Annotated in this window: 23 protein-coding genes; 11 read left to right on the forward strand and 12 right to left on the reverse strand. The window is 70.8% G+C overall.

Annotated elements, in window-relative coordinates:
* Together D8M35_RS16580 and D8M35_RS08660 are read left to right on the forward strand one after the other, a co-directional pair.
* Positions 1 to 412 (forward strand): hypothetical protein (locus D8M35_RS16580; RefSeq protein ID WP_161972629.1); only part of this gene is annotated, 412 nt, incomplete at its 5' end.
* 93 nt (positions 413 to 505) lie between these two features.
* Positions 506 to 937 (forward strand): DUF3060 domain-containing protein, encoded by a 432-nt coding sequence (locus D8M35_RS08660; RefSeq protein WP_126891493.1) that lies wholly within the window; start codon positions 506 to 508, stop codon positions 935 to 937.
* 93 nt (positions 938 to 1,030) lie between these two features.
* On the opposite strand, the gene D8M35_RS08665 is transcribed toward D8M35_RS08660, so the two are convergent.
* Positions 1,031 to 1,606, reverse strand: a complete 576-nt coding sequence (locus D8M35_RS08665; RefSeq protein ID WP_126891494.1) for a hypothetical protein — start codon at positions 1,604 to 1,606, stop codon at positions 1,031 to 1,033.
* Positions 1,603 to 3,009 carry a polysaccharide biosynthesis tyrosine autokinase gene (locus tag D8M35_RS08670; protein ID WP_126891495.1) on the reverse strand — a complete coding sequence of 469 codons (1,407 nt, stop codon included), beginning with the start codon at positions 3,007 to 3,009 and terminating at the stop codon, positions 1,603 to 1,605. Before D8M35_RS08670 ends, D8M35_RS08665 begins: the two co-directional genes overlap by 4 nt.
* Before the next feature lie 69 nt (positions 3,010 to 3,078).
* Between D8M35_RS08670 and D8M35_RS17020 the strand changes: the two genes are divergently transcribed.
* Both D8M35_RS17020 and D8M35_RS17025 read left to right on the forward strand, forming a co-directional pair.
* Entirely contained in the window at positions 3,079 to 4,485 is a 1,407-nt protein-coding gene (locus tag D8M35_RS17020) for a hypothetical protein (protein ID WP_238638156.1), read from the forward strand.
* 473 nt (positions 4,486 to 4,958) lie between these two features.
* Positions 4,959 to 5,294, forward strand: coding sequence for an ankyrin repeat domain-containing protein (locus tag D8M35_RS17025; protein WP_238638163.1), 336 nt, complete (start codon positions 4,959 to 4,961; stop codon positions 5,292 to 5,294).
* Positions 5,295 to 5,458: 164 nt separating this feature from the next.
* On the opposite strand, the gene D8M35_RS08685 is transcribed toward D8M35_RS17025, so the two are convergent.
* The 7 genes from D8M35_RS08685 to D8M35_RS08715 form a co-directional block, all read right to left on the reverse strand.
* Positions 5,459 to 6,643, reverse strand: coding sequence for a glycoside hydrolase family 1 protein (locus D8M35_RS08685; RefSeq protein WP_202976544.1), 1,185 nt, complete (start codon positions 6,641 to 6,643; stop codon positions 5,459 to 5,461).
* A gap of 20 nt (positions 6,644 to 6,663) precedes the next feature.
* A complete protein-coding gene (locus tag D8M35_RS08690; RefSeq protein WP_126891498.1) occupies positions 6,664 to 7,551 on the reverse strand; it encodes an alpha/beta fold hydrolase in 888 nt (295 codons plus the stop codon).
* Complete coding sequence (locus D8M35_RS08695; protein ID WP_238638157.1) at positions 7,548 to 9,332, reverse strand: ABC transporter ATP-binding protein; 1,785 nt, start codon at positions 9,330 to 9,332, stop codon at positions 7,548 to 7,550. The genes D8M35_RS08690 and D8M35_RS08695 overlap by 4 nt, the downstream gene beginning before the upstream one ends.
* Complete coding sequence (locus D8M35_RS08700; protein WP_126891499.1) at positions 9,329 to 10,276, reverse strand: ABC transporter permease; 948 nt, start codon at positions 10,274 to 10,276, stop codon at positions 9,329 to 9,331. The genes D8M35_RS08695 and D8M35_RS08700 overlap by 4 nt, the downstream gene beginning before the upstream one ends.
* Positions 10,273 to 11,253, reverse strand: coding sequence for an ABC transporter permease (locus D8M35_RS08705; protein ID WP_111239359.1), 981 nt, complete (start codon positions 11,251 to 11,253; stop codon positions 10,273 to 10,275). Before D8M35_RS08705 ends, D8M35_RS08700 begins: the two co-directional genes overlap by 4 nt.
* Positions 11,250 to 13,010: an ABC transporter substrate-binding protein gene (locus D8M35_RS08710; protein ID WP_238638158.1), complete on the reverse strand. Its 1,761-nt coding sequence runs from the start codon at positions 13,008 to 13,010 to the stop codon at positions 11,250 to 11,252. The genes D8M35_RS08705 and D8M35_RS08710 overlap by 4 nt, the downstream gene beginning before the upstream one ends.
* A gap of 107 nt (positions 13,011 to 13,117) precedes the next feature.
* Positions 13,118 to 14,221, reverse strand: coding sequence for a LacI family DNA-binding transcriptional regulator (locus tag D8M35_RS08715; RefSeq protein WP_126891500.1), 1,104 nt, complete (start codon positions 14,219 to 14,221; stop codon positions 13,118 to 13,120).
* A 206-nt stretch (positions 14,222 to 14,427) separates the two neighbouring features.
* On the opposite strand from D8M35_RS08715, the gene D8M35_RS16380 reads away from it, so the two are divergent.
* A complete protein-coding gene (locus D8M35_RS16380; RefSeq protein ID WP_153257437.1) occupies positions 14,428 to 14,583 on the forward strand; it encodes a hypothetical protein in 156 nt (51 codons plus the stop codon).
* 110 nt (positions 14,584 to 14,693) lie between these two features.
* On the opposite strand, the gene D8M35_RS08720 is transcribed toward D8M35_RS16380, so the two are convergent.
* The gene (locus D8M35_RS08720) at positions 14,694 to 15,434 is read right to left on the reverse strand and encodes a GntR family transcriptional regulator (RefSeq protein WP_238638159.1); all 741 of its coding nucleotides are present in this window, start codon (positions 15,432 to 15,434) and stop codon (positions 14,694 to 14,696) included.
* Between the two features lie 107 nt (positions 15,435 to 15,541).
* Here D8M35_RS08720 and D8M35_RS08725 point away from each other — a divergent pair, with 107 nt between their 5' ends.
* Both D8M35_RS08725 and D8M35_RS08730 read left to right on the forward strand, forming a co-directional pair.
* Entirely contained in the window at positions 15,542 to 16,597 is a 1,056-nt protein-coding gene (locus D8M35_RS08725; protein WP_126891501.1) for an acyltransferase, read from the forward strand.
* 119 nt (positions 16,598 to 16,716) lie between these two features.
* Positions 16,717 to 17,865: an MFS transporter gene (locus D8M35_RS08730; protein WP_126891509.1), complete on the forward strand. Its 1,149-nt coding sequence runs from the start codon at positions 16,717 to 16,719 to the stop codon at positions 17,863 to 17,865.
* A 115-nt stretch (positions 17,866 to 17,980) separates the two neighbouring features.
* On the opposite strand, the gene D8M35_RS08735 is transcribed toward D8M35_RS08730, so the two are convergent.
* On the reverse strand, positions 17,981 to 19,147 hold the full coding sequence (locus D8M35_RS08735) for a Vms1/Ankzf1 family peptidyl-tRNA hydrolase (RefSeq protein ID WP_126891502.1): 1,167 nt from the start codon (positions 19,145 to 19,147) through the stop codon (positions 17,981 to 17,983).
* Entirely contained in the window at positions 19,147 to 19,431 is a 285-nt protein-coding gene (locus D8M35_RS08740) for a hypothetical protein (protein ID WP_126891503.1), read from the reverse strand. Before D8M35_RS08740 ends, D8M35_RS08735 begins: the two co-directional genes overlap by 1 nt.
* Positions 19,432 to 19,729: 298 nt before the next feature.
* On the opposite strand from D8M35_RS08740, the gene D8M35_RS08745 reads away from it, so the two are divergent.
* The 4 genes from D8M35_RS08745 to D8M35_RS08760 all read left to right on the forward strand — a co-directional run bounded on the left by D8M35_RS08745 (position 19,730) and on the right by D8M35_RS08760 (position 26,185).
* Positions 19,730 to 21,094: an ABC transporter substrate-binding protein gene (locus D8M35_RS08745; RefSeq protein WP_126891504.1), complete on the forward strand. Its 1,365-nt coding sequence runs from the start codon at positions 19,730 to 19,732 to the stop codon at positions 21,092 to 21,094.
* Complete coding sequence (locus D8M35_RS08750; RefSeq protein WP_238638160.1) at positions 21,091 to 22,194, forward strand: carbohydrate ABC transporter permease; 1,104 nt, start codon at positions 21,091 to 21,093, stop codon at positions 22,192 to 22,194. Before D8M35_RS08745 ends, D8M35_RS08750 begins: the two co-directional genes overlap by 4 nt.
* Positions 22,191 to 23,126, forward strand: a complete 936-nt coding sequence (locus tag D8M35_RS08755) for a carbohydrate ABC transporter permease (protein WP_238638161.1) — start codon at positions 22,191 to 22,193, stop codon at positions 23,124 to 23,126. Before D8M35_RS08750 ends, D8M35_RS08755 begins: the two co-directional genes overlap by 4 nt.
* 89 nt (positions 23,127 to 23,215) lie before the next feature.
* A complete protein-coding gene (locus tag D8M35_RS08760) occupies positions 23,216 to 26,185 on the forward strand; it encodes a glycoside hydrolase family 2 TIM barrel-domain containing protein (protein WP_238638165.1) in 2,970 nt (989 codons plus the stop codon).
* Positions 26,186 to 26,320 lie beyond the last annotated feature (135 nt).

Genomic DNA, 26,320 nt, shown 5'->3' on the forward strand with positions numbered 1-26,320 from the left:
CAAGAACGGCACGTTCGACTTCGGCATCAACCCGAGCAAGGTCGGCTGGGGCAACCAGTCCTTCACCGTCACCCAGACCGTCGACGGACGCACCTCCGACCCCGCCACCACCACCCTCGCCTACGCCACCAACACCGCACCGACGGTGACCTCGCCCGGGCGGGGAGAACCGATCCTCAAGCAGGGCCAGGTCTTCACCGGCACCGGTGTCGACGGCGCGCAGCTCGCACTGCACGGCTCGGGGATCACCGCCGACCTCGCCACGACGTCCCTGCGCGGGACGACCGCGTGGACGATGACGTCGGACCCGAGCGTGGAACTGCCCACCGGCACGTATCAGCTCTTCGTCCACCAGTTCACCCAGGGCGGCAAGTTCAACCAGACGCAGCTGGGCGTCAGGGTCGCGGACTGATCCGTCCCGCACGGCCCGCACGGCCCGGGCAGCGCGCCGCACGCGCGTTGCCCGGGCCCTCCTCATCCCGACACACATCCGAGAAGGATCACCATGCGAACCCGTACCCTCACCACCGCCGCCCTCGTGCTCGCAGCCGCTGCGACGCTGAGCGGATGCTCCAGCACCGGCCCGTCCCCCGAACCGACCACCGCCCGCCCGACGGCCCCGTCGGACGTCACGACGGCTCCGCCGGTCGACCTCGAGAAGACGAACGTCCCCTGCGAGGACGGCGAGGCCCGCATCAGCGACCTCAACAACAAGGAGATCACGGTCCCGGACTGCGCGAAGGTGACCATCACGACCTCGAACTCCCGGATCGTCCTCGGTGACGTCGACGACCTCCGCGTGGACGGCGCGATCAACAGCATCAGCGCACAGCACGTCGAACGACTCGCGGTGAGCGGAGACGCCAACGAGATCAGCACCACGTCCAAGGCCGACGTGGTCGACTCCGGGCACAAGAACGTCATCACGACGCGCTGACGTTCGAACGACGAAGGCCTCGACCACACGGTGGTCGAGGCCTTCGTCGTCCCTGCCGGCCCGTCGCCGACCGATCGGGTCTGTGCAGGCGGGTCAGCGCCCGGCGAGCACCGACGCGAGGAGGGGCACCACCTGGTGCAGGGAACGGTCGATGTCGTGCGCCATGTCGGCGAAGTCGCCGGCACTCCCCTTGATCGGATCGGCGACGTCTCGGGCGTCACGTGCGGCGAATCGGAACCGACCCGTGAGGTCGGCGAGGGAGGCACCGTCGGGACTCGTACTGCTCTCCCTGACCGCCGCGGCCACGAGGGCGAGCTCGTGGAGCATGTAGGTCCGCCGGAGCGCTCGGGGCACCAGTGCCAGCACGTCGGTTCGCTGACGCCGTTCCATGGTGATCACGACGTCAGCGATCCGGACGAGGTCGGCGTCGAGTGGTCGCGAACGGTGTGCCGCGAGCATCGAGGTGCTTCCGGGGTCCTCGAAAAAGCGACCGAGCTCGTCATGCGCCCCGGCTCCCGCCGGCGCCCTCGTCCCCGCGCTGGAACTGGTCACCGGGCCGTGACCGGCCGCCGCCCAGGATTCGCTGAAGGACACCATCGCGTACGGGGAGCGACAGATGTTGCCCTCGCACACGAAGAGTACGTGCGGCGCGGAACCGTTCGACGTCATCGCGGCTCGACGGCAGCACGCCGAGCAGCCCGACGTGGGCTCTCGCTCTGCGGCCGCTCCGTTGAGTAGTCGTAGTACGAGTCCGGCCGACGTCCAGCAGCGGTCCGGTTCGCGACCACTCCGATGATCCGGGCACCGACGGAGTCGATCGTGCCGAGGGCCTGCGCCACGTCGCGTTCCGTGGTGCGTCCGTCGACCGACGTGACGAAGAGCACGCCCGTCGCCGACGCGCCGAGCACGGCCGGATCAGTGACGGGGAGCGCAGGCGGTGCGTCGATGATCACGTAGTCGTAGGAGGCGGACAGCGTCTGGATGACGAGCTGCATCTGCTGCGAGCTCAGGAGCTCGCTCGGGTTCGGCGGCACCTGACCCGAGGCGAGCACCTGGAGGCCCGCCTCTCCGACACTCTGCAACGCGTCGTCGAGTTCCACCTGGTGAGCGAGCACCGTGGAGAGTCCCACGCTGCTCTCGATCCCCAGGAACCCTGCGATCGACGGCCGCCGCAGATCGGCGTCCACGAGGATGGTCCGTTGACCGTTCTGCGCCAGCATGAGCGCAAGGTTCGCCGCGGTCGACGACTTGCCTTCGCCCGGGACGGAACTGGTGACGACGATGACCTGGCAGTCGCCGTCGAGGTTCGTGAAGGTGAGGTGCGTCCGGAGCTGCCGGTAGGACTCCGCCGTGTTCGAGAAGTGCCTGCCGTCGTTGGCGAGCGCCACCGTCGTGATGTCATCGGCGATCGGGATCTCCGCCAACACGCTCTTCTCCGCCACCCGAGCGAGGTGGTCGGCGCTGCGGACCTTCGTGTCCATGGCCTCGCGCAGGAGGGCGGTACCGATACCGACCAGCAGGCCGAGCAGCGCGCCCACGACGATGTCGACGACCACCCGCGGCGAGGTCGGCACCGTCGGGGCTTCAGCACGCTGGTAGATGCTCAACTTGACCAGTGACTCGCCGAGCGCGTCGGTCTTCTCGATGTCGCCCACGAGCTTCACGGTCTGCTCGGCGACCGCGTTCGCCAGCGCCGCTGCGCGCTCGGGATCCGGCTGCGTCGCTGCGATCGAGAGGATGACCGTGTCGGCACTGGTGGTCGTGCGGACCGAACCCTGCAGCTCCGGAACGGTGTCGGCCACCCGCGCCTTGCGCGCAGCAGCTGCGAGGACCGACGGAGAGGTCGACAGCTTCGCATAGGACGAGACGCGCGACTCCGAGAACGACCCGCCCTGGCTGAGGTCGCTCGCGGTCGCTCCACCGTCGACGGAGACGAACATCTGCGCCTCAGCGCGGTAGAGCGGCGTGGAGGTCAGCGCGACGGCCGTTCCCGCGAGCACCCCGAGCAGGACGAAGAGCGTGAGGAACCAGTGCCGTCGGCGGACGACGACGAGGAACTGCGCGAGCGACATGGACGGACTCCAGGGTGTCGAGGTTCGGGATCTGATGCATAATATATCTCAAACAGATGAGAGGAAAACATGACGGCCCTCGGAGCGGTCCTGATGTCCCTGGCCGCCGTCGGCGTGATCCTCCGACGGCGGGTGCTCGTCGCGGTCGCGCTCGGCGTCGCCGCCGGCGTGCCCTCCTCCGCCGGCATCGTCGTCGTGCAACCCGTCCCGATCTTCGCCTGCGTCGGAGCCGTCGCGGGCGTCGCGCTGTTCCTCCGCCCCGTCTCCGATGGCCGACCCCGAGCACTGAGCCTGTTGTCCGCCTTCCTGGCGTGGTCCCTCGTGTGGACGGCGCTCGCTCCGTGGGTCTTCGCCGGTGTGCCGGTCCTCACCCCGCGAGGAGGCGTCGAGCGACAGCTCTCCGCGCTCACGCCACTCGACTACACGACGACGAACTTCGCGCAGGCGGTCATCCTCCTGGCAGCCGTCTGTGCCACGGCGTTCCTGCTGCGCTCCGGGACCGCGCAACTCGCCCTCGCCGTGGCGGCCTGGGTGGGGATCACCACGAGTCTGGTCCGGGTCGGCCTGCGCCAGATCGGCCTCGACGTCCTCGCACCCGTCCTGGACACGCTGCAGACGTACTACGCCAACACCGACAGCCGTTGGCGGGGTGTCTTCAACGAGCCGAGTGAACTCGCGGCGTTCGCCACCGGAGCCACCGTCTACGCGGTCGTCCGAGCCGCTCGGTCGGATCGGCCGGGTGAGCGTCTCGCCCACGGAGCGCTGGCCTCGGGCGGAGCCACCCTGCTCCTCGGGTCGGCATCAGGAACGGCGCTCGTCGCTGCGGCGATCATCCTCGGGATCGCGTCAGTCCTGCTCCTCGCGCGGTTCGTCACCAGCGGCGGCCGCGGCGCACCGTGGATCGTCGCGTCGGTGATCGTCGCGGCCATCGCCGGTCTGCTGTTCGGTGACGTCCTGGTGGAGCCGACGGTGGACCTCCTGCAGGCGAAGATCGGGAGCAAGTCGCACACGGCGAGGAGTGGCGCGGACGCCGTGGGGCTCGACGTCCTGTGGTCGACGCACGGCTTCGGTGCAGGACTCGGCGGGAACCGCTCGTCGTCGTTCATCGTCACACTCCTCTCCACTGTCGGCGTCATCGGTACCTCGCTGTTCGCCTGGGTCCTGGCCAGCGCCGTCCGGAGCGGATCACGGGTCCCGACGGCACTGCCGGCAGTCGCCGCACTCCTGGCCATCGTGGTCGCGAAGGCCGTGGCCGTCCCCGACCTCGGGACTCCGTTGCTGTGGCTCCTGCTCAGCGCGAGCACGACGACAGCGCTGGTCCGCAGCAGATCGGTAGGCTCGATCCCGTGCGATGGAGTCGAGTGGGCTGGCCCGGGGTCGGGTACGTCTCCCTCGAGGACGTCGAGGGCTACGCCGAGCACCTCGCCCGCCTGGTCACCGACGCACCCCCGTCCGTCGCGGCCCTCGCGTCCGTGACGTGGAACGAGGCCCGCATCGCCGAGTGGCACGAGACCGAAGCCTCGACCCCGACCGGCACCCCGGACACCGCCGGCATCGACGAGGCGCCGACCCACACCGTCCGGGCCGTCCTCGTGGTCCGGACCGACGAGGTCCTCGACACCCCGGACGGCCTCTGGCGCCGCTGGAACCACGCCCGTGTGACGCTCGAGTTCCACCGCGCGGTGCTCGAGCCCGCGGACACCGCACCGCTCGCGGTCCTCGCCGGCGACGTGCAGGTCTCCCGCGGCGAGATCGCCCACGTCGACGCCGACGTCTGGGAGCTCCGCCTGCTGCTCTCCCCCACCGGTGAGCTCGCGGTGCACTTCCGTGACGTGGTGATCGAGGTCCGCCCCGTCGCCGAGTCGGCGTGGTCCGACCTGGAGGCGCGCCCCACCCACGGCTGGCACGGTCCGGTGCCGGACGGCTGGCTCGAGTGGGCCGCCCCCGCGGTGCGCGCTGCGGGTCACGGTGACGTCGGTGGGCTCTCACTCGAGCTCGACGGGTTCGGCGCGGACCCGACCGGCATCGACGAGGTCGACCCGCGATGGGGCTTCGCCCCGCTGCACGCCGCCGCCTGGTTCGACCGGCGCGGCACGACCGAGGCACTCATCGAACGCGGCGCGGACGTCACCCTGCTCGACGCCGAGGGGCGGACGGCGCTCGACATCGCCCGCGAGCGCGGGTCGCGCAAGGCGGAGGAGGTGCTGCTCGCCTGGTTCGACGCGCACGCGATCGGCGAGGCGTACGTGGCCGACGACCCCTCGAGCGACGAGGCGACCCGCTGACGATCCCCCCGGCGCCGCGTACCACGTCGGTGGAGCAGGAACTGTCGGCAGCGTCGGCCGGACTCGACGGTTGCTGCTCCACGACGGAGGGGCAGCAACCACAGAACGGACTGGAGGCTCGTGGCGGCATCGCCACGAGCCTCCAGACCGGAAGAGGGGTCGCGTCAGTCGCGACGGGTCTCGAGCGCGTTCGCCTGCGCGACCTTCCCGTACCACCGGGCCGAGTCCTTCGGCGTGCGCGCGAAGGTCTCGCGGTCCCACGCGACGAGCCCGAACGTCGGGCGGTAGCCGGACGCCCATTCGTAGTTGTCGAGGAGGGACCAGTGCTGGTAGCCGAGGACCTCGATGCCGTCCTCGATGCAGCGGTGGATCCCCTCGAGGGCGCCCTGGGTGTACGCGACCCTGCGGGAGTCGTCGGCGGTGGCGATGCCGTTCTCGGTGATCATCAGCGGCACGTGGCCGGAGAGCTCCCAGGCGCTGCGGAGCCCGTCGGCCGACGCCTCCGGGTAGAACTCCCACCCGGTGAGGGTCGTCTCGACGTCGTCAGCGACCGGCACCGGGCCGGAGGCACCGATGAACGTGCGGGTGTACGCCTGCACGCCGAGGAAGTCGTCGCCGGCGGCCTGCTCGAGGTACCAGTCGTCGCGCGGGTAGCCGTACTCGCGGAGCATCTCCTCGGAGCCGGGCTCGCCGTTCGCGCGGAACGCCTGCGTCGCGATGGTCCAGCCGGACTGCAGCCCGGGGACCTGGGACAGGACCTCGCGGGAGCGCCGGTGTGACGCGAGCAGCTGGTCCGCCACGTGCAGGTCCGGGTTCGGCAGGCCGTAGGCCACCAAGTTGGCGGCGTCCTCGCCGCCCGCGAGCATCGCCGCGATGTTCGGCTCGTTGATCGTGCAGACGTAGCGGACGCCGTCCTGCACGACCGGGAGCGCGGCCTCGGTGTACCGGGCGAACAGGTCGGCGGCGTCGTCGGCGCGCCAGAAGCCGTCGCGCTCGAACCAGCGCGGCACGGTGAAGTGCATCAGGGTGACGATCGGTTCGATGCCGGCCTCGTGGCAGGCCTCGACCATGCGGCGGTAGTGGTCGACCTCGGCGCGGGAGACGGATCCGCGCTCGGGCTCGATGCGTGCCCACTCGATGCTGAACCGGTAGGAGTTCAGGCCGAGGTCGGCGGCGATGCGGATGTCCTCGCGGTACCGGTGGTAGCTGTCCGCGGCGTCGCCGGAGGGTTCGACGATGGTGGTGTCGGATTCGTGCTCGTGCACCCACCAGTTCGAGTTGACGTTGTTGCCCTCGATCTGGTGGGCGGCGGTGGCGGCACCCCAGAGGAAGCCGTCGGGGAACTGCAGCGTGGTGATGATGGAGCCTTTCAGGTGCGAGCCGGGGCGTGCCGGCCGAGGAAGTCGTCGAAGAGCGCGATGGTCGCGGCGGGGTTCTCGACGTGGGGGCCGTGGTAGCTCGTGGGGACGACCTCGTAGCGGGCGCCGGTGTCCTCGGCCATCTGCCGCTGCCACGGGATCGGCCAGGCACCGTCCCACTCGCCGTGCGCCACGAGGACCGGCAGCCCGGTCGCGCGGAGCTCGGCGGACGAGTCGGTGTGGTCCTCGAGGACGTGCCCGCCGGCGACGACGCTCAGGGGGCTCGTCGCGTCGAAGCGGTCGCGGACCATCCGGACGTCGTCGGGGAGCTCCTCGTCCGGACGCCCGGCCCAGAGGGGGTTCGTCGCGTCGAACAGCTGACGGAGGTTGCCGCCGGTGTCGTGCAGGATCGTCAGCTCGGTGACCTTGCGGTAGGGCCAGCCGTACGGGCCGGAGCAGAACTGCACGACGCTGCGGAACGACCCCGGCGACGCGATGGCTGCTGCCCGGGCGATCACGCCGCCGAGCGAGTGCCCGATCAGGTGCACGGGCGCGCCGTCGTCGAGCAGTGCGGCGACCCGGACGACGTCGGCAGCCTCCTCGTCGAGCGAGTACTCCGAGGGGGTGCCGGGCGCCGCGGAGTCCGCCTGGCCCCGGCGGCTGATCGCGACGGCGGTCCACCCGGCCTCGCGCAGGAGCGGCATGAAGGTGCGCCAGTCCTCCTTCGAGCCGGTGTACCCGGGGACGACGAGCACGACGCCCTTCGACGGTCCGGACGGGACCACCCGGTAGGCGGTGAGCCGCCCGACGGGCAGGTCGATGCCGACGACGTCGACGCCCTCGGGCGTGGGGAGGTGCCCGAAGGCCGGGACGGACGGGAACTCGTGCACGGTGGTCATGCGAGCAGTGTCCGCCGCGGGTTCGGCACCGCGTCCAGCAGCGCGACCGTGTAGTCGTCCTGCGGGTGCTGCAGCACCTCGGCCGTCCGGCCCCGCTCGACCACCGCGCCGTCGTGCAGCACCATGATGTCGTCGGTGATGAGCCGGGCGCTCAGCAGGTCGTGCGTGATGTAGAGGAGCGACACACCCCACTGCTCGCGGAGGTCCTCGAGCAGCGCGAGCACGCCGGCGCGCAGCGTGACGTCGAGCATCGAGACGGGCTCGTCGGCGATGATCACCTGCGGGTCGCTCGCGAGCGCCCGGGCGATGACCACGCGCTGCCGCTGCCCGCCGGAGAGCTGGTGCGGGAGCTTCTGCGCGAACTGCTCGACGGGCGTCAGGCCCACGGTCTCGAGGATCTCGAGCATCCGGCGCCGGGCATCACGTCCGCGGAGTCCGGTGTAGTTCGCGATCGGCCGGGAGAGGATGTACTCGACCGTGTGCAGCGGGTTGAGCGCCGCGTACGGATCCTGGAACACCATCTGCACCTCGGAGCGCAGGTCCTTCAGCCCCCGCCGCCCGAGCTTCGCCACGTCCGTGTCACCGAACCGCACCGTGCCCGAGGTCGGCTGCTCGACGCCGGTGAGCATCTTCGCGATGGTCGACTTGCCCGAGCCGGACTGGCCGACGAGGGCGAGCGACTGCCCCGGCTCGAGCGTGAACGACACGTCGCGGACGGCCTGAACGGGCTGCTCGCCGCGGCGGGGCGCCGGGTACGTCTTGACGAGGTGGTCGACGACGATCGGGTTGCGGGCGGCGCTGCGCTCGCGGGACCCGACGGTGCTGAACGAGGACGTGGTCTCCTGTCGTGTCGCGCCCTCGGACGAGCGGAGCGACCGGTCCGGGAAGCCGGGCAGGCTCACCACCGAAGCACGCGGGTCCGCGTAGTGCGACAGCAGCATCTTCGTGTAGTCGTCCTGCGGGTCGCGGAGGACCTCGAGCGAGCGGCCGTCCTCGACGATCCGCCCCTCGTGCATGACGAGCACGCGCTCGGTGGCCTCGAGCACGATGCCGAGGTCGTGGCTGATGAGGATCGCCGTGAAGCCCTCGGAGCGCTGCAGTTCGATGATCGTGTCCATCACCGCGTGCTGCACGAGGACGTCGAGGGCCGTGGTCGGCTCGTCGAACACCATGAGCTGCGGCTCGAGCGACAGGGCGAGGGCGATCGAGACGCGCTGCCGCATGCCGCCGGAGAGCTCACCCGGGTACCGCGCAAGCATCGTCTCGGGCAGCTTGACCTTGCCGATCAGCTCCCGCATCCGGGCGTCCCACCGCTCACGCGGCACGTGGCCGTGGGCCTTGAAGACGTCGATGAAGTGGTTGCGGACCGTGCGCACCGGGTTCAGCGCGTTCATGCCCGACTGCAGCACCATCGCGAAGCCGCCCTGGCGCTGTCGGCGCAGGGCCTCGTCGTCGAGGTCACGGATGTCGGCACCGCCGAACACGATGCTGCCGCCGTTGGTGCGCGCCGGTGGCTTCTGCAGCCGGGTGAGCGCGTAGCCGAGGGTCGACTTGCCCGAGCCGGACTCCCCGACCAGGCCGACGAACTCCCCCTTGCGCAGGCTGAACGAGACGTGGTCGACGGCCTGGACGGCCGTCTGGCCGGCCGACTCGTAGACGACGGACAGGTCGCGGACGTCGAGCAGGACGTCGGCCTGGGTGCCGTCGGACGGGAGGCGCGTGGCGGTGCCGCCACGGGCCTCCAGGCCGTCGCCGGTCACGTCGGGTGTCTGGCCGCTCATGCTGCTGCCTCCTTCTTGCGGCGCGCACCCTCGCGCAGCCGCGGATTGGACACGGCGTCGACGCCGAAGTTGATCAGGGTGAGGCTCATCGCCAGCAGGGCGATGCAGAGACCCGGGGCGAACAGCAGGATCCACTGGCCGGTGAGCAGCGCGTTCGAGTTCTGCGCCCAGTAGAGGATCGTGCCCCAGCTGACGATCGACGAGTCGCCGAGTCCGAGGAACTCGAGGCCCGCCTCGGCGAGGATCGCGCTCGTCGCGGCACCGAAGAAGCTGCCGACGATCAGGGACGTCATGTTCGGCAGGATCTCGCGGAACACGATGCGCGTCGCGCCGTCGCCGGAGAACTGTGCGGCGGTGACGAAGTCGCGGCTGCGGAGCGACTGCGTCTGGCTGCGGAGCACGCGCGCACCCCAGGCCCAGCCGGTGACGACGATCACGGCGATGATCACCGCGATGCCGCCGTTCTGCAGGTAGGCCGCGATGACGATCATGAGCGGCAGGCCCGGGATGACGAGGAACAGGTTCACGATGAAGCCGATGACCTCGGCGACCCAGCCGCGGATGTAGCCCCAGCTCAGGCCGATCGCGACGGCGACGAGCGTGGACAGGAGGCCCGCGACCGCGCCGACGAGCACGGAGACCCGAGCGCCGTAGATGAGCTGGGAGAGGACGTCCTCGCCCGCGGCGGTGGTACCCATCCAGTGCGCCCAGCTGGCGTCGGCGTTCCGCTCGAAGCCGTTCTGGCTGCCGCCGTACGGGGCGAGGAGCGGGGCGGCGATCGCCACGAGGACGAAGAAGCCGAGGATGCACAGGCCGATGCGGGCCTTCGTGTTGCTCCAGACGACGCCGAACTGTCGTCCTGCTGATCGGAGCTTGGAGGGGGCCCGCTGTTCTTGCTGGGTTCGTACTGCGACCGTGGTGTCCGGTGCTTTGGTCTGGGTCATCGGCGCGTCCTCGGGTCCAGGACGCCGTACAGGACGTCCACGATGAAGTTGGCGATGAGCACCGACACGGTGATCATCAGGAAGAGGGCCTGCATGAGCGGGTAGTCCTGCCCGATCACGGCGTTGAACAGCAGGTAGCCGATGCCCGGGTAGCCGAACACCTGCTCGACCAGCACCGAGCCGCCGACCACGCCACCGAGCGCCAGGCCGAAGCCGGTCAGGTTCGGCAGGATCGCGTTCCGCGCGGCGTAGCGGACGGCGACCGTACGACCACGGAGGCCGTTCGCCTCGGCGAAGGTCACGTAGTCGTCGCCGAGCGTGTTGATCATCGCGTTGCGCATGCCGATGATCCAGCCGCCGAGGCTCGTCACCAGGATCGTCACCGCCGGCAGGATCGCGTGCCGCAGGACGTCGCCGATGTACGTGCCGTTCCAGCCCGGGACGCTCGTCGCGGACGACGCCCCGGTCGTCGGGAACCAGTGCAGGACGTAGCCGAGGAAGAACAGCAGCAGGAGCGCCGTCCAGAAGTACGGGAACGTCGACATGAAGCTGCCCGAGAGCGTCGGGAGCGAGTCGAGCCAGGTGCCGCGCTTCCACGCCGCCGCGACACCGATCAGCGTGCCGATGACGAACGCCAGGACCGTCACCGTGCCGACGAGCACGAGCGTGTACGGCAGCGCGCGGCCGACCAGGTCACCGACGGGCTGCGGGTAGAACGTGTAGCTCGTGCCGAAGTCGAGGGTGACGACCTGGTGCAGGTAGCTGACGTACTGGTCCCAGAGGTTGCCGGAGGGGACGCCGAGCTGGGCCTCGATGGCCTTCTTCGTGGCGTCGGTGACCGGGCCGTTCTGGCTGAGCTTCGCGAGCGCCGCGTCGGACGGGCTGCCCGGCATGAGGCGCGGGAGCACGAAGTTCAGCGTGACCGCGGCCCAGAGGGTGAGGACGAAGAGGACGAGTTTCTGCAGGATGTACTTCACTTGGCCTGCTCCTCGAGGATCTTCCGGCCGGCCTCACTGTCACGGAGTCGGAGCTTCGTGAAGATGAGCAGCGGTGCGGAGTCGTAGTTCTGCGGCGCCATGTACGGGTCCTCCGCGCTCGGCCACCCGACGAACTTGCCGGTGTTGAACAGGCCCCAGAGCCCGCCGTAGTACATGCCGATCACGGGCAGGTCGTCGTACACGATGGCCTGCAGCTGGTTCAGGATCTGCTGCTGCTCGGCGCGGTCGGTCGTCCCGCGGTACTCGTCGAGGAGCTTCTGGGTGTCGGCGTTCCGGTACCGCTCGAAGTTGTTCACCGTCGACTTGCCGACCGGCTGGTAGAAGTCGCTCGACAGCAGCGAGTTGTAGGCCTGGAAGACGTCGCCGTTCCCCATGCCGCCCATCGCCATGTCGAACTTGCCGTTGTTGATGTTCTGCTGGTAGCCGGCGGGCTGCGGTGCCTGGATCTGCACCTTCACGCCGATCTTCCCGAGGTCGCGCTGGACCTGCTGTGCGGCACGGAGCCAGTCCGAGTAGCCGTTCGCGGTCATCAGGTTGATCTCGAGCTGCTTGCCGTCCTTGACGAGCTTGCCGCCCTGCTGCACGTAGCCGGACTTCGCGAACTCGGCGAGGGCGCGGTCGGTGTCCTGCGTGATCATCCCCTTGTCGGGGATCGACGGGTCGAGGTACTGCTCCTGGTTCGGCAGGATCAGGCCGGTCTGGCCCGCGGCGCTGAGGTTGCCCTCGGAGGCGGTCTCGGCGATGCCGTCGCGGTCGAGTGCGTAGGAGATGCCCTTGCGCACGTTGACGTCGTTGTACGGCGCCTTCGTCAGGTTCGGGATGAGACCGGTGACACCGCCGGCCGGGAACCACCACTGGTTCGTGTCGGACGCGGCCCCCCACGTGCCCTTGACGTCCGAGATGAACGAGTACGCCCAGTCGTAGCCGCGGGTGACGGTGTCGAGCTGCGTGTTCGTCGCGGGCAGGACCAGGTGCTCGATCGCGATCTTGTCGGCCTGCCAGTAGGTCGGGTTCTTGTCCATCGAGTACTGCTGGTCGGAGTAGTTGCCGAGCACGAACGGGCCGGTGCCGACCGGGTTCGGGTCGCGCCAGGTGACCGGGTCCTTCACCCCGCCGTAGTGGTGCTCGGGGAGGATGTACGTCGCGCCGATGATGTTGAGGCTCGGGACGTCGTCGCCGTTGAGGTGGAAGACGAGGTGGTCGCCCTTCCGCTCGATGCGGTCGATGTGCTGCCAGGCGCCCTTGACGTCCATCGCCGGGAACTTCTTGAGCAGGTCGAACGTGAAGAGGACGTCCTCGGGCGTGAACTTCGTTCCGTCGGACCACTCGACGCCCTTGCGGATCGTCATGTCGATCGTCCGGGCGTCCGGGAGCTCCCACGAGCTCGCGAGCCACGGGGTGCCCTTGCCGTCGAGGGGGTTGATCTCGATGAGCGGCTCGTACATCCACTTGCTCGCGGTGCGGGCGTTCGGGATGTACGGGTTGAAGTTGCGGTCGAACAGCGGGTTGCCGCGGTCCGCGTTGATGAGCATCGTGTCCTTGCCGATGCTCGGGTCCGGCTGGGAGCGGACCTGGACGCTGCAGCCGGCGGCCACGAGGGCCACGACGGCGAGTCCGGCGATGGCGGCGGCGATGCGGCCGCGGCGTCGGGTGGGGGCGTGTGGCGCCGGTGGCGTCCGCCGTCCGTCCGGGCGCGGGTCGCGGTGCCCGCGCGTGCGCTGTGGGGGAAGCGTCATTGCTCGGTCGACCTCCGTGTCGAGTGGGTGCTGCGCCCAATGTATGCGCTTACATCGCCACGTGCAACCTCCGGGTTCCGTGCCGGGGCGGAACGTCGGTGCCACCCCTAGAGCGCGGGCGGGCAGCTCTCGCGCAGCAGCACCTCGACCGGCAGCCGCACGGCCCGCGGAGGCCCCTCGCGCCGCTCGAACCGGTCGACGATCGCCCGGACGGCCGCGCGCCCGAGCTCCCCCATCGGCTGGTGCACCGTCGTCAGGGGCGGCGCCGAGAACCGTCCCGCGTCGATGCCGTCGAAACCGGTCACCACGACGTCCTCGGGCACCCGGAGCCCCCGCTCCCCGGCGGCGTCGAGCACGCCGAGCGCGGACTGGTCGTTCGAGCAGATCACCGCGCGCGGTACCGCGGCACCGTCGAACAGGGCCGACGCGAGCTCACGAGCGCGCGCACGCCCGAAGTCGCCGTGCACCACCCGGACGTCCGGCGCCGCCAGTCCGTTGTCGGCGAGCGCCTGCCGGAATCCCGCCGACCGTTCCATGTCGTCCGGGGAGTCGATCGGCCCCGCGAGGTACGCCAGCGATCGGATCCCGAGCCGACCGATCACGTGCGACGCCAGCGTGCGCATGCCCGCGGCGTTGTCGACGCTCACCGAGTCGAAGCCGTGCGAGCGCCGGTCGTCCGCGAGCACCACGACCGGGATGCGTCGGGCGACGTGCTCGAGCAGATCGTCGGGCACCGTCTGCGCGAGCACCGCCAGGCCGTCGACGCGGCCCGCGACGTCGTTCACGATGACGTCCCGCGAGGACCCACGCCCGGCGGCCACCATGAGGGCGAGTCCCCGTTGCCACGCCTCGGTCTCGGCACCGCGCAGGACCTCGTCGAAGTACAGGTTCGAGGAGAACGGCTGCGTGACGTGCCGGCGGTCGTCGACCACGCGGACGCCCCCGTCGGTGACGAGGTCGGGTCGCTCGTCCGGCACCACGTCGAACCCGGGCAGCAGCAGACCGACGACGCCGGTCCGCTTGCCGGCCAGCGCCCGTGCGTTGCCGGACGGTACGTAGCCGAGGCTCCGGATCGCCGCCTGCACCCGGTCACGGGTGCCCTCGCGGACCGCGTCGGGCGTGCGGAGCACGCGGGAGACGGTGGCGATGGAGACGCCGGCCTGGGACGCGACGTCGTAGACCGTGGGAGGTGCGGTGCGCTGCGCGCTCATGCCGTGCCTCCCGTCCGACGTCCACCCCGGCCGCCGCGCCGGTGCGCGGCCGGACCATCCTAGGCACGGGCCCGGCTCCCACTCCTCCACAGGCTGGCCGACACCCTTGCGTTCCGCGGACGGGCGGGCGCAGACTGTTGCGACCTCAGAACGTCCCGTGAGGAAGCGCACCACGACGGTGCCCACGCACACAGGAGGAACTCTCGATGTCCCAGCAGACGCGGTCCGGCAGCAAGCACGCCATCCGACTCACCACCGACGAGGCCGAGGTGCGCGACGCGCTCCTCGACCACACCGAGCACGGGGCGTCGTCGTCCGCCCAGGGCATCGACGGGTCCGAGGAACCCACGACCAGGGCCTGACCGGCCGGGAGGCACGGCTCGGGTCCGCCTCGTCGGTCCGTCCGGTGCCACCTGGCCGGTGCGCCTGGCGGCGGGTGCGGCCGGTGCCTGCTGGCCGGTGCGCCCGGTGGTCAGTCCGACTGAGTGCGGGCCGGCTCACCCTCGCCGAGCAGCTCCGGGCTGCCGACGATCGCCATGCCCGCGCCGCGCAGGCGCCGTCGCTCCTGGGCGATGAACGCGAGCAGACGGTCGTTGGTCCCGGCGACGTGGGCTGCGAGCAGCTCAGCGGCACGGTCGGCCGCTCCGGAGCGCACGGCGTCGAGGATCGCGCTGTGCTCGTCCCACGCGGCCTCGCGCGCCTCGGCGGTGCGGACCTCGATCCACCGTGTCCGCTCGAGCCGGGTGAGCGCGTCGGCGATGGCGTCGGTGACGAAGCGGTTGCCACCGAGTGCCGCGAGGTCGAGGTGGAACGTCGAGCCCATGCGGATCCCGGCCTCGCGGTCGGGGGTGCTCCGGAGCTCGTCGAGGTGCGCTCGGACCTCGTCGAGCTGCTCGGCCGAGGCACGCTCGACGGCGAGGCGCGCGGCGGCGGGTTCGAGCACGCCGCGGAGCTCCGCGAGCGAGGCGATCTCGTCGAGGTCGATCGGGGTGACCGTCCAGGTCCGCCCCTCGTGGAGGATGAGCCCCTCGCGTTCGAGCCGCGACAACGCTGCGCGCACGGGGGTCCGTGAGGCGTGGAAGCGCCCCTCGAGTCCGCGCTCCGAGATGCGCTCCCCGGGGGCGATGTCGAGGGTGAGGATCGCCGCACGCAGGTTGTCGTAGAGCTGGCTCGTCTGCGACACGGGCACGGCGGTCTCGGTCGTCTCGGTCACGGCGGACCAGCCTAGTGCGGATCAACCCACTTTGGTATACCGGAGCACACCCACTCTTGTATGTGGAATGTTGTTGATTCAGGGGTAGCCGTCGATAGCGTGCGGCCATGGCCGTCGCGCACATCTTCCGAAGCGTGCAAGCTCTACGCGCTGTGGCTGCGCTGCTCGTCGTCGTCAACCACGCGCTGATCACTGCTGGGCACCGTTCGCAGATCGGCGTTGACGGACACCCGATCCTCGGCCGACTCGGAGTGGAGATCTTCTTCGCGATCAGTGGCTTCGTCATGATCCGCGTGACGGATCCACTCCGCCCCGGGAGGGCTCCCATCCGCACGGCAGGACGATTCCTGTGGGCCCGGGCCGTGCGGATCGTCCCCCTGTACTGGTTGTGCACGATGCTCGTGATGCTCGCTGACCTCGTGGGATCGCGCCGATCCGGAGACGACGTCTCCCCGGCAAGGCTGATCGCAAGCCTCCTGTTCCTGCCGAGCACCGCAGCCAACGGACTGGTGCAGCCCGTCCTCTACGTCGGATGGACCCTGCAGTTCGAGATGGTCTTCTACCTGATGGTGGCCATCGCGCTCGCCGTGCAGGTCAGCCCCGTTCGCCTCTGCGTGCCCGTGCTGGCCGGCCTGGCAGCACTGTCGACCGTCCGACCGCCGGACTCCGGTGCGGGTTGGTTCTACGCAGACTCGTCGACACTGTCCTTCGCGGTCGGGATGCTCACCGCGCGGATCGCGGCCCCGGGGCCCCACCGTCGGGCCGCCTGGGTCGTGCTCGTCGCAGCGACATCGGCCCACGTCCTGGTCTGCGGGGTCCGCGCCGTGGGGCCGGATCCGACCGGCATCGTCGTCGCGCTCGTCGTGCCGCTGATCTTCGTGCCGACCGTGATGACGGAACACCGGGTCGGCGCTTCGGTTCCGCGTTGGGCGACAGCCGCGGGGGCCACGTCCTACACGCTCTACTTGACCCACCCGTTCGTCAGCACTGCGGTCGCCGACGGCCTCTCGGCGCTCGGTGACGCGGCACGGTCACCGATGCTGTTCGTCACGGCGGTCGTCGTGACGCCGTTGCTGACCGCACCGTTCATCCACCGGTACGTCGAGCGACCGATCACGCGACTTCCCGCGACGCTCGTCCGCAGGCGGCCCGGACCGGCGTAGTGCGGATCGACGGCTGTTGGTATACCGTCCTGGTACACCAACCGCTCCCCGATCGGACCGCCGTGCCCGCGCAGATCTCCACCGCAGCTCCGGCCGTCATCCCCGCCAGGGCGTGGACGATGCTCGCGCTCGGCGTCGCCGCGCAGGCCGCAGGGACCCTCGTCGTGTCCGCGCCGGCGCTGCTCATCCCGCACCTGCTGGCGCAGGGGATGCCGTTCGCGTCGGCGGGGCTGTTCGCCGCCGCGCCGACGATCGGCCTCGTCCTCACGCTGATCGCCTGGGGCGCGGTGACCGACCGGGTCGGCGAGCGCGTGGTGATCGCCGGGGGTCTGGCGCTGACCACGCTCACGGTCGTCGCCGCGTGGGTCACGGCCGGAGACCCGCTGCTGCTCGGGTTCGCGTTCCTGGCCGCCGGCATGACGAGTGCGTCGACGAACGCCGCGAGCGGGCGCGTCGTCGTCGGGTGGTTCCCGAAGGAGCGCCGCGGGCTGGCGATGGGCATCCGACAGATGTCGCAGCCGCTCGGGGTGACGCTCGCCGCGGTGACCGTGCCGGTGCTCGCCGAGACGGACGGCATCCGGAGCGCCCTGGTGCTGCCGTTCGTGCTGTGCGCCGTGCTCACCGTGCTGTGCGCCGTCGGCATCGCGGACCCGCCCCGTGCGGCGCGCGGGTCCGACGCCGGTGCCGCTGCGCGGGTGAACCCCTACCGCGCCTCGGGCTTCCTGTGGCGCGTGCACCTGGTGTCGGTGCTGCTCGTGGTGCCGCAGTTCACGCTCTCGACGTACGGGCTGGTCTGGCTGGTGGGCCTCGGGTGGTCGACGCCGGCAGCGGGGCTCCTGGTCGGGGCGTCGCAGTTCGTCGGCGCCGTCGGGCGGATCCTCGTCGGGGCCTGGAGCGACCGCGCGGGTTCCCGGGTCGGGCCGCTGCGGATCGTCGCCGTCGCGGCTGCGGTCGTGATGGCCGTGCTCGCACTCGTCGACGTGTCGCACCTGGCGGCCGCGGCCGTGTTCCTCGTGGTGGCCACGAGCGTCACGGTCGCGGACAACGGCCTGGCGTACACCTCGGTCGCCGAGGCGGCGGGTCCCGCGTGGTCGGGCCGGGCGCTCGGGGCGCAGAACACGGGGCAGTTCATCGCGGCGAGCGCCGTCGGTCCGGGCGTCGGCGCGCTCGTCGGGGTGCTCGGCTTCGCGGCGTCGTTCGCGATCGTGGCCGCGCTGCCCCTGCTCGCGCTCCCGATCGTGCCGCGCACCGACCGCTCCCACGACTGACGCGTCCGGTCCGGCGCGCCCGCACCCCCGCAAGACGCAACGGGAGCGACTCCTCGCAGCGGGATGTCGCTGCGCGGAGCCGCCCACGTTGCGTTCTACGAGACGGACGGCCGGGTCAGGCGGGGACCGCGGGGCCGACGGGCCAGCGCAGGAGCGCGGACGCCGGGGCACCGCTCGGCAGCGACGCGGCGTTGACCAGCACGAGTTCGGCGTCGGTCAGGACGATCGCGCGGACCAGGGCGCACACGGCGGGTACCTGCCCGAGCACCGAGGCACCGGCCGCCTGTTCGGGAGCAGTGGCGACCCACGGTGCGGCGTCGAGCGCGTGGAGCGTCCGGTCGCCGAGGGCTCCGGCGTCGAGCGCGACGACCGCTGCCTGCGCCTGCTGCAGCGCGGACACGACGGACCCGAGCCCGCTGACGCTCTCGTTGTCCCCGCGGCCCTCGTGCGTGCGGAGCAGGTCCTGCACGTCGTGCCGCCGCGACGCCAGGACCCGGGCGAGCGCGAGGTCGACGTGCTGCACGAGCGCCTTCTCGGAGGCGTCGTCGGCGCGCGGGTCGACGGCGACCTCGGTGACCAGTGCGCGGGTCGACGTGGAGAGCTCGCCGCGCAGGAGTTCCCGGGCACGGATGTCCCCGGCGAGCACGATCAGGCGGGGCGAGGTCGCGCGGACGGTCTCCTCGATCGCTGCCGCGACCTCGCCGGCGGTCTGCTTCCAGATCTCCTCGGCGTGCTGGTGCCAGTGCGGCTGCTTCCACCCGGCGCCGGACTTCGCCTTGTGCAGGGTGTCGGTGCGGCCCTGCACGCGCTGTTCGTCCTCGGCGGCGCCGGTGGGGGCGTGCCCGAGTCGGTAGCTGCGGAACCCGCCGCCCTCGCGTCCGACGGTGACGACCAGGAACGGCAGGTCGAAGGGCCGGTGTGCGAGCAGGGGCAGCAGGTCGGGGACGGCGCCGGTGCCGACGGACTCCTGCCCGTGCAGGTGCCCGGGGAGCACCTCGCTCAGCACGAGTTCGTCGTCGCGGACGAGCACGTAGCGGGCGACCGGTGCGGGGACACCGGGCTGCTCGACGAGCTCCTCCTCGATGATCTGCGCGGCACGCTCGGAGCAGCCCTGCCCGGCGAGCGCATCGGAGACGGTCCGGCGCTGCAGCGCGGCGATGCGCCGTGGGTCCTCGCGGTTGCCGGACGCGTCGACGTAGGCCCACGTCCAGGTGCCCGGTGTCTGGAGCGCCCGGATGACCTCGGGCTGCAGGGCGCTGGTCTCGCGGGTGGTCTGGGCCATCAGCGCTCGCCCTCCTCGTCGGTCTCGGTCGTGAAGACGGCATCGGAGCCGGACCCGTCCGCGGTCGTGTCGGTGGCGTCGTCCTGCAGCGAACCCTCGAGCTCGCCGTCGTACCCGGAGGCCGTGACCGTCTCGGCGTCGTCGATGTCGTCGGGCACCGGTTCCGACTGCCGGAACTCCTCGACGTGCGCGTTGCTGCCGTGTCCCTGGACGATGCTCTGCGCCTCGTGCGCGAGCTGGTCGTCGAGCTCCGGTCCGTGCGTGCTGTTCCCGCGATCGGTCATCGCCTGCCCCTTTGCATCAGTGCCGCCGACGACGCTGTCGGGCCGCCTGCGGCTTCGGTGTTCTGCGTCCGTCCACGGTGCGCGCTCCGTACTGACCACGTTCGGAGGTCGGAGCGAACACGCAGCCAGCGGCGGAGACCGGAGCCAGCAGCGCTCGCACTGTCGGCGGACCGCGCGACCGACCGGGCCCGGCCACGGTTCGGTCACGACGTTCTGTGGATACTGCGGGAATGCACAGCATCGCTCGGTTTTGTGCTTTGCTGGCTCCGACCCCGCTCAACGACGAACCGGAGCCGTGATGACACCCATCCCATCGAGAACCGTCCTGTCCCGACGGAACCTGCTCGGACTCGGACTCGGAACAGCTGCGGCGGGGTTGCTCGCCGGGTGCGCCGTGCCCGGGTCGACGAACGTCAACAGGGCGCCGCTGGTCCCCGCGGCCGCCGGGAGCGAGACCGTCCAGATCACCTACTGGGCGTGGCTCAAGGACCTGCAGAAGGTCTGTGACGTCTGGAACGCGAAGAACCCGCGCATCCAGGTGACCGCGAACTGGATCCCCGGGGGCAACTCGGGCGGGTACCAGAAGATGTACTCCGCGCTCGCGGCCGGGGGTGGTCCGGACATCGGGCAGGTCGAGTTCCGGCAGATCCCGGAGTTCATGCTCGCCAACGGCCTGGTCGACCTCGCCCGGTACGGCGCGAAGGACGTGCAGTCGAAGTACGACGAGGCAGCGTGGTCGCAGGTCGAGTTCGTCGACGGCGTCTACGGCATCCCGCAGGACACCGGCCCGATGGGCTTCTACTACCAGACCGCGATTCTCGAGCAGGCCGGCGGTCAGCCCCCGACGACGTGGGACGAGTGGCGCGACCTCGCCGACAAGGTGCGCGGGACGGGCAACGGGAACTACCTCGAGGTGTTCCCGGTCGCCGACGCCTCGCCCTTCGCCGCGTACGCGCAGCAGGCCGGCGCGCGCTGGTTCAGGACCGACGGCGACGCGTGGGTCGTCGACATGACCGACGACAAGACCATGATGGTCGCCGAGTTCTTCGACGGGGTGATCGACGACAAGCTCGTCGACACCAGCGCCGGGGCGTACTCCCCCGGCTGGTACGCGGCCGCAGCGAGCGGCAAGATCGCCGCCGTCACGAGCGCGAGCTGGGGTGACGCCCTCATCCAGTCCGTGCAGGGCGGCGAGGGCAAGTGGAAGGTCGCGCCGATGCAGATGTGGGGCGACACCGGTTACGGCTCGAGCTCGATCGGTGGCTCGACGGCCGCCGTGCTGGCGAACGCGAAGCACCCGAAGGAGGCGCTCGAGTTCATCACGTGGATGACCACCTCGAAGGAGGGCGTCGACGCGATGATCAAGTACTGCGGCATCGGGTGGTCGCCGGCGAAGGACTACATCGGCGGTGCCCGCCAGCAGCCGTCCGAGTGGTTCTCCGGGCAGAACTACAACGAGGAGGTCTTCGCCCCCTCGGCCAAGGAGCAGAACCTGGAGTGGTCGTGGTCGCCCGTGACCCAGTCGGCCTTCACCAGCCTGCAGAACCAGTTCCGCCGCAAGCTCACCGGTGGGCTGAAGCTCACCGACGCCGTCGAGCTCGCCCAGCAGGAGATCGTCCAGTCCTTCAAGGACAAGGGCCTCAGCGTCAGGACCGCACGATGACCGCCACGCAGCCCGGATCCGGCTTCCGCACGAGCACCAAGGCCACGAGCGCCCAGAAGCGTGCCCCGTGGATCCTGCTCGCCCCGTTCCTCGCCCTGTTCGTGCTGACGTTCATCATCCCGATCATCAGCGCGCTCTTCCAGAGCTTCACCACCGTCGACCGCGAGGGCCTGTTCGGCGAGGACGGCGTCACCGGCCGCTTCGCCGGGTTCGACAACTACGTCACCGCCCTGAACGACGCCGGGTTCGTCGGCTCGATCTGGCGCATGCTCCTGTTCGGCATCGTGCAGGTGCCGGTGATGATCGTCCTCTGCACGATCCTCGCGCTGCTGCTCGAGTCGGCGAGCGCCCGCTGGCCCGCCTTCTTCCGCGCGGTCTACTTCATGCCGTACGGCGTCCCCGGCGTCATCGCGACGATCCTGTGGTCGTTCCTCTACGTGCCCGGCCTGTCGCCGATCGTGTCGCTGCTGCAGTCGATGGGGCTGCAGCCGGACTTCCTCGGCGCGAACAGCGTGCTCTGGTCGATCGCGAACATCGTCACGTGGACGTACACGGGCTACAACATGCTCATCATCGTGGCGCAGCTCAAGTCGATCCCCGGCGAGGTCTACGAGGCCGCGAAGATGGACGGCGCGAACGCCTTCCAGGTGGCGTGGCGGATCCAGATCCCGCTCATCGCGCCGGCCCTGGTGCTCACGACGGTCTTCTCGATCATCGGCACGCTGCAGCTCTTCGCCGAGCCGCAGATCCTGTCGACGGTCGCGCCGGCCATCGACACCGAGTACACGCCGAACTACGCCGCGTACACGAACGCCTTCGCGTTCAACGAGTACGGCGTCGCGAGCGCGCAGGCAGTGATCATCGCGCTGGCCGCGTTCATCCTGTCGTTCGCGTTCCTCGCGCTGACGAACCGCGCGCCCAAGAACGAGCGCGACCAGAGGAAGCGGGCCAAGCGCGACGGCCTGGAGGCACGGCGTGCGCTCCAGACGCGCGGCACGTCCGCCACCGGGTCGCGGCCCGCCACCGGCGTCGCGAACCGCAGCACCACCACCGGAGCCGCGCCGCGCCTCCAGGCCGACAGCAAGGGGGCGGAAGCATGACCAGTGAAGCCATCGAGGCACCGGTGACCAAGCAGGCCGCCGAGCCCGTCGACACCACGTCGATCACGGCGCACCAGCGCCGGAAGCTCGACCGCTCCCCCCGCTCGCAGATCGTCGTGACGGCGATCCTGGTCATCGTCGCGGTCTACTTCCTCGTGCCGTTGTACTGGGTCGTCATCGCAGCGACGAAGACCACCGGCGCCCTGTTCGCGACGAACGGGTTCTGGTTCGGCGGCGAGTTCGCGCTGTTCAGCAACATCCAGCAGGTGTTCTCGTACGACGGCGGCATCTTCGTCCGCTGGATCGCGAACAGCATCCTGTACTCGGGTGTCGGCGCTGTCCTGGCGACGTACTTCGCCGCTGCCGGCGGGTACGCGCTCGCGAAGTACGAGTTCCGCGGGCGCCAGCTCGTGTTCGGCACGATCCTCGGCGGCGTGCTCGTGCCGGGGACCGCGACGGCGCTGCCGCTGTTCCTGCTCTTCTCGACCATGGGCCTGACGGACACCTACTGGAGCGTGCTCATCCCGAGCCTCGTCTCGCCGTTCGGCCTGTTCCTGTGCCGGGTGTACGCGGCGGCCTCGGTCGACACCGCGCTGCTCGAGCAGGCACGCATCGACGGCGCCGGGGAGCTGCGGATCTTCCACACGATCGTGCTCCGTCAGATGACGCCGGCACTCGTGACCGTGTTCCTGTTCCAGGTGGTCGGCATCTGGAACAACTTCTTCCTGCCGCTCATCATGCTGGCGGACCAGAAGCTCTACCCGATCACACTGGGACTCAACAACTGGCGGGCACAGGTCGATCGTCTGCCAGAGTTCTACCAGCTCACCACCGGCGGCGTGCTCGTCTCGGTGATCCCGCTGGTGATCGCGATCATCGTCCTGCAGCGCTTCTGGCGCGGGGGCCTCACGGAAGGATCGGTCAAGGGTTGACCATCGCTGCTCACTCGTCCTCCACCAGCACCACGCCCGATGCGCTCGACGCGCTCGCCTCGACGGCACCGGGCTCGGACACCCGGCTCGTGCCGCGGGCCTGGTTGCACACCGACGCCCCGTCCCTGTCGCTCGACGGGGAGTGGGACTTCCGGTGGTCGCCGGTCGCGGACGTCCCGCTCCCGGGGGTGGAGGACGGGTGGGGCAGCCTCCCCGTGCCGTCGCACTGGGTCCTGCACGGGCACGGCGCGCCGAGCTACACCAACCTGCAGTACCCGTTCCCGATCGACCCACCGCACCCGCCGGAGGAGAACCCGACCGGCGACCACCGCCGCACGTTCGAGGTGCCCTCGACGTTCGACGGCGCGGCTCGGGTGCTGCTCCGCTTCGACGGGGTCGAGTCGCACTTCCGGGTGTGGCTGAACGGCTCCCTCGTCGGGTGGTCGACCGGATCGCGGCTCGCGACCGAGTTCGACGTGAGCGACCTGCTCGTGCCCGGGTCGAACGAGCTGCTCGTGCGGGTGCACCAGTGGTCGGCGGCCTCGTACCTCGAGGACCAGGACCAGTGGTGGCTTCCCGGCATCTTCCGGAGCGTCACCCTGCTCGCCCGACCGACCGCGCCGATCGACGACGTGTTCGTCCGCGCCGGCTGGACCGCGACGATCGGCAACGCCGCCACGGCCGGCACGGCGGCGTCCGGAAGGCCGGAGACCGGCTCCGGGACGATCACGTTCCCGACGCTCGACGCCGCGTTCCCGGTGCGGTTCCGGGTGCCGGAGCTCGACGTCGACGTGACGTGGGCGTCGGCCGACGAGGTCGCGCCGATCACGCTCGAGGGCGTCGAGCCGTGGAGCGCCGAGGTCCCGAAGCTGTACGACGCGACCGTCTCCACCGGCACCGACGCCGGCGGCCGTGCGGGCGGCGAGACCGTCTCGCTGCGCCTCGGCTTCCGCACGGTGTCGATCGAGGGCGACCGGTTCCTGGTGAACGGCGAGCGCGTGGTGTTCCACGGCGTGAACCGGCACGAGACCCACCCCGTGCGCGGTCGCGTCTTCGACGAGGAGCACGCCCGCGCGGACATGGCGCTCATGAAGCGGAACAACGTCAACGCCATCCGCACCTCGCACTACCCGCCGCACCCCCGCGTGCTCGACCTGGCCGACGAGCTCGGGTTCTGGGTGGTCCTGGAGTGCGACCTCGAGACCCACGGCTTCCTGTTCACCGACTGGGTCGGGAACCCCTCCGACGACCCGGCCTGGCGCGAGGCGTACCTCGACCGCATCGCCCGCACCGTCGAGCGCGACAAGAACCACGCGTCGATCGTGATGTGGTCGCTCGGCAACGAGTCCGGCACCGGGCGGAACCTCGCGGCGATGTCGCAGTGGGTGCACGACCGCGACGACGAGCGCCCCGTGCACTACGAGGGCGACTACACCGGCGCCTACACCGACGTGTACTCGCGGATGTACCCGACGCTGCAGGAGACCGAGTCGATCGGCGGCGGCGCGGAGACCCCGCTGCTCGGCTGCGGTCCGGCCGAGGCCGCGCGGCAGCGGTCGAAGCCGTTCCTGCACTGCGAGTACGTCCACGCCATGGGCAACGGACCGGGGCAGATCCAGGAGTACGAGGACCTGGTCGACAAGTACCCGCGACTGCACGGCGGGTTCGTCTGGGAGTGGCGGGACCACGGGCTCCTCGCGCAGACCGCGTCGGGTGAGGACTACTACGCGTACGGCGGCGACTTCGGTGAGGTCGTGCACGACGGGAACTTCGTGATGGACGGTCTCGTGCTGCCCGACGACACCCCGACCCCCGGGCTGGCGGAGTTCGCGGCCGTCGTCGCCCCGATCCGGTTCTCGGTGTCGGACACCACCGTGCTCGTCGAGAACCGGTACCACTCCGCCTCGACCGCGGGGCTGCGCTTCCGCTGGACCCTGTCGCGGAACGGCGTCGAGGAGTCCGGCGGCCGCTTCACCCCGGGCGTCGTCGCGGCGCGGCAGTCGGCGACCGTCCCGGTGCCCGACGAGGTCCTTCGGGCCGCCGCGGACACCGGCTCGCTGGCCCCCGGTGACGAGCTGTGGTTCGACGTGACGGCGGAACTGGCGGGGCCGACCGCGTGGGCGGACACCGGCCACGTCGTCGCACGCACGCAGCGGCTCGTGGCGAGCCGCGCGGCGGACGTGCCCCGGGCCTCCCGGCAGGGCTGGGACGGCGACCGTCTCGGCGAGGGCACCTTCACCGCGCGCGGTGACCTGGTGTCCTGGAAGGGGCACGAGGTCGCCGGGCCGCGGCTCGAGTTGTGGCGGGCGCCGACGGACAACGACAGCCTGGCCTCGCAGGGCGGTTACGAGACGGCCGACCCGGTGCTGACGAAGGGCGTCGGCGACCCCACCGCTCCCGCGTCGGCGGTCCGCTGGCGTGCACGCGGGCTCGACCGGTTGACGCACCGGCTCGTGGCCGTGAGCCGCAGCGAGCACGGGCTGGAGCAACGGGTCCGGGTCGCCGCGGCGAACAGCGGGTGGGGCGTCGACGTCACGCACCGCTGGACCCTGACCGACGACGGACTGCTGCTGCAGACCGACGCGGTGCCGTTCGGGGCGTGGGACGTCACCTGGCCGCGGATCGGCGTGCGGTTCGACCTGCCGGCGTCGCTGCTCGACGGCGATGCCTCGTGGTTCGGGACCGGACCGGCGGAGTCGTACGCGGACTCGTCGCGGGCGGCTCGGGTCGGACGGTTCAGCGCGCCGGTGCGGGCGCTGACCGTGGACTACTCGATGCCGCAGGAGACCGGGCACCGGCCCGGGCTGCGGACGCTGTCGGTCGGAGGTCTCACGGTGTCGACCGTCGGGGCGCACCGGGCGGGTTTCACGCTCTCGCCGTGGACCGCGCAGGAGCTCGGTCGGGCGATTCACCCGTACGAGCTGCCGACGCCGGAGCACGCGTACCTGTACCTGGACGCGGCGCAGCACGGGCTGGGCTCGCGGGCGTGCGGGCTCGACGTGCTGCCGGAGCACCAGCTGTGGCCGCAGGCGTTCTCGTGGAGCGTGGTGCTCGGCTAGGGGCCGGCGCCGCGCGGGCGGCGGGCGGCGGGGCACGGCGCTCCGTGGTGCGACCTGCTCGCGCACAACCGAAAGCACCTCGCGCCACGGGTTTCCGTGGCGCGAGGTGCTTCGCGTTGTGCTGCGGCCCGCAGC

The organism is Curtobacterium sp. HSID17257 (assembly GCF_003989515.1).
GTDB lineage: Bacteria > Actinomycetota > Actinomycetes > Actinomycetales > Microbacteriaceae > Curtobacterium.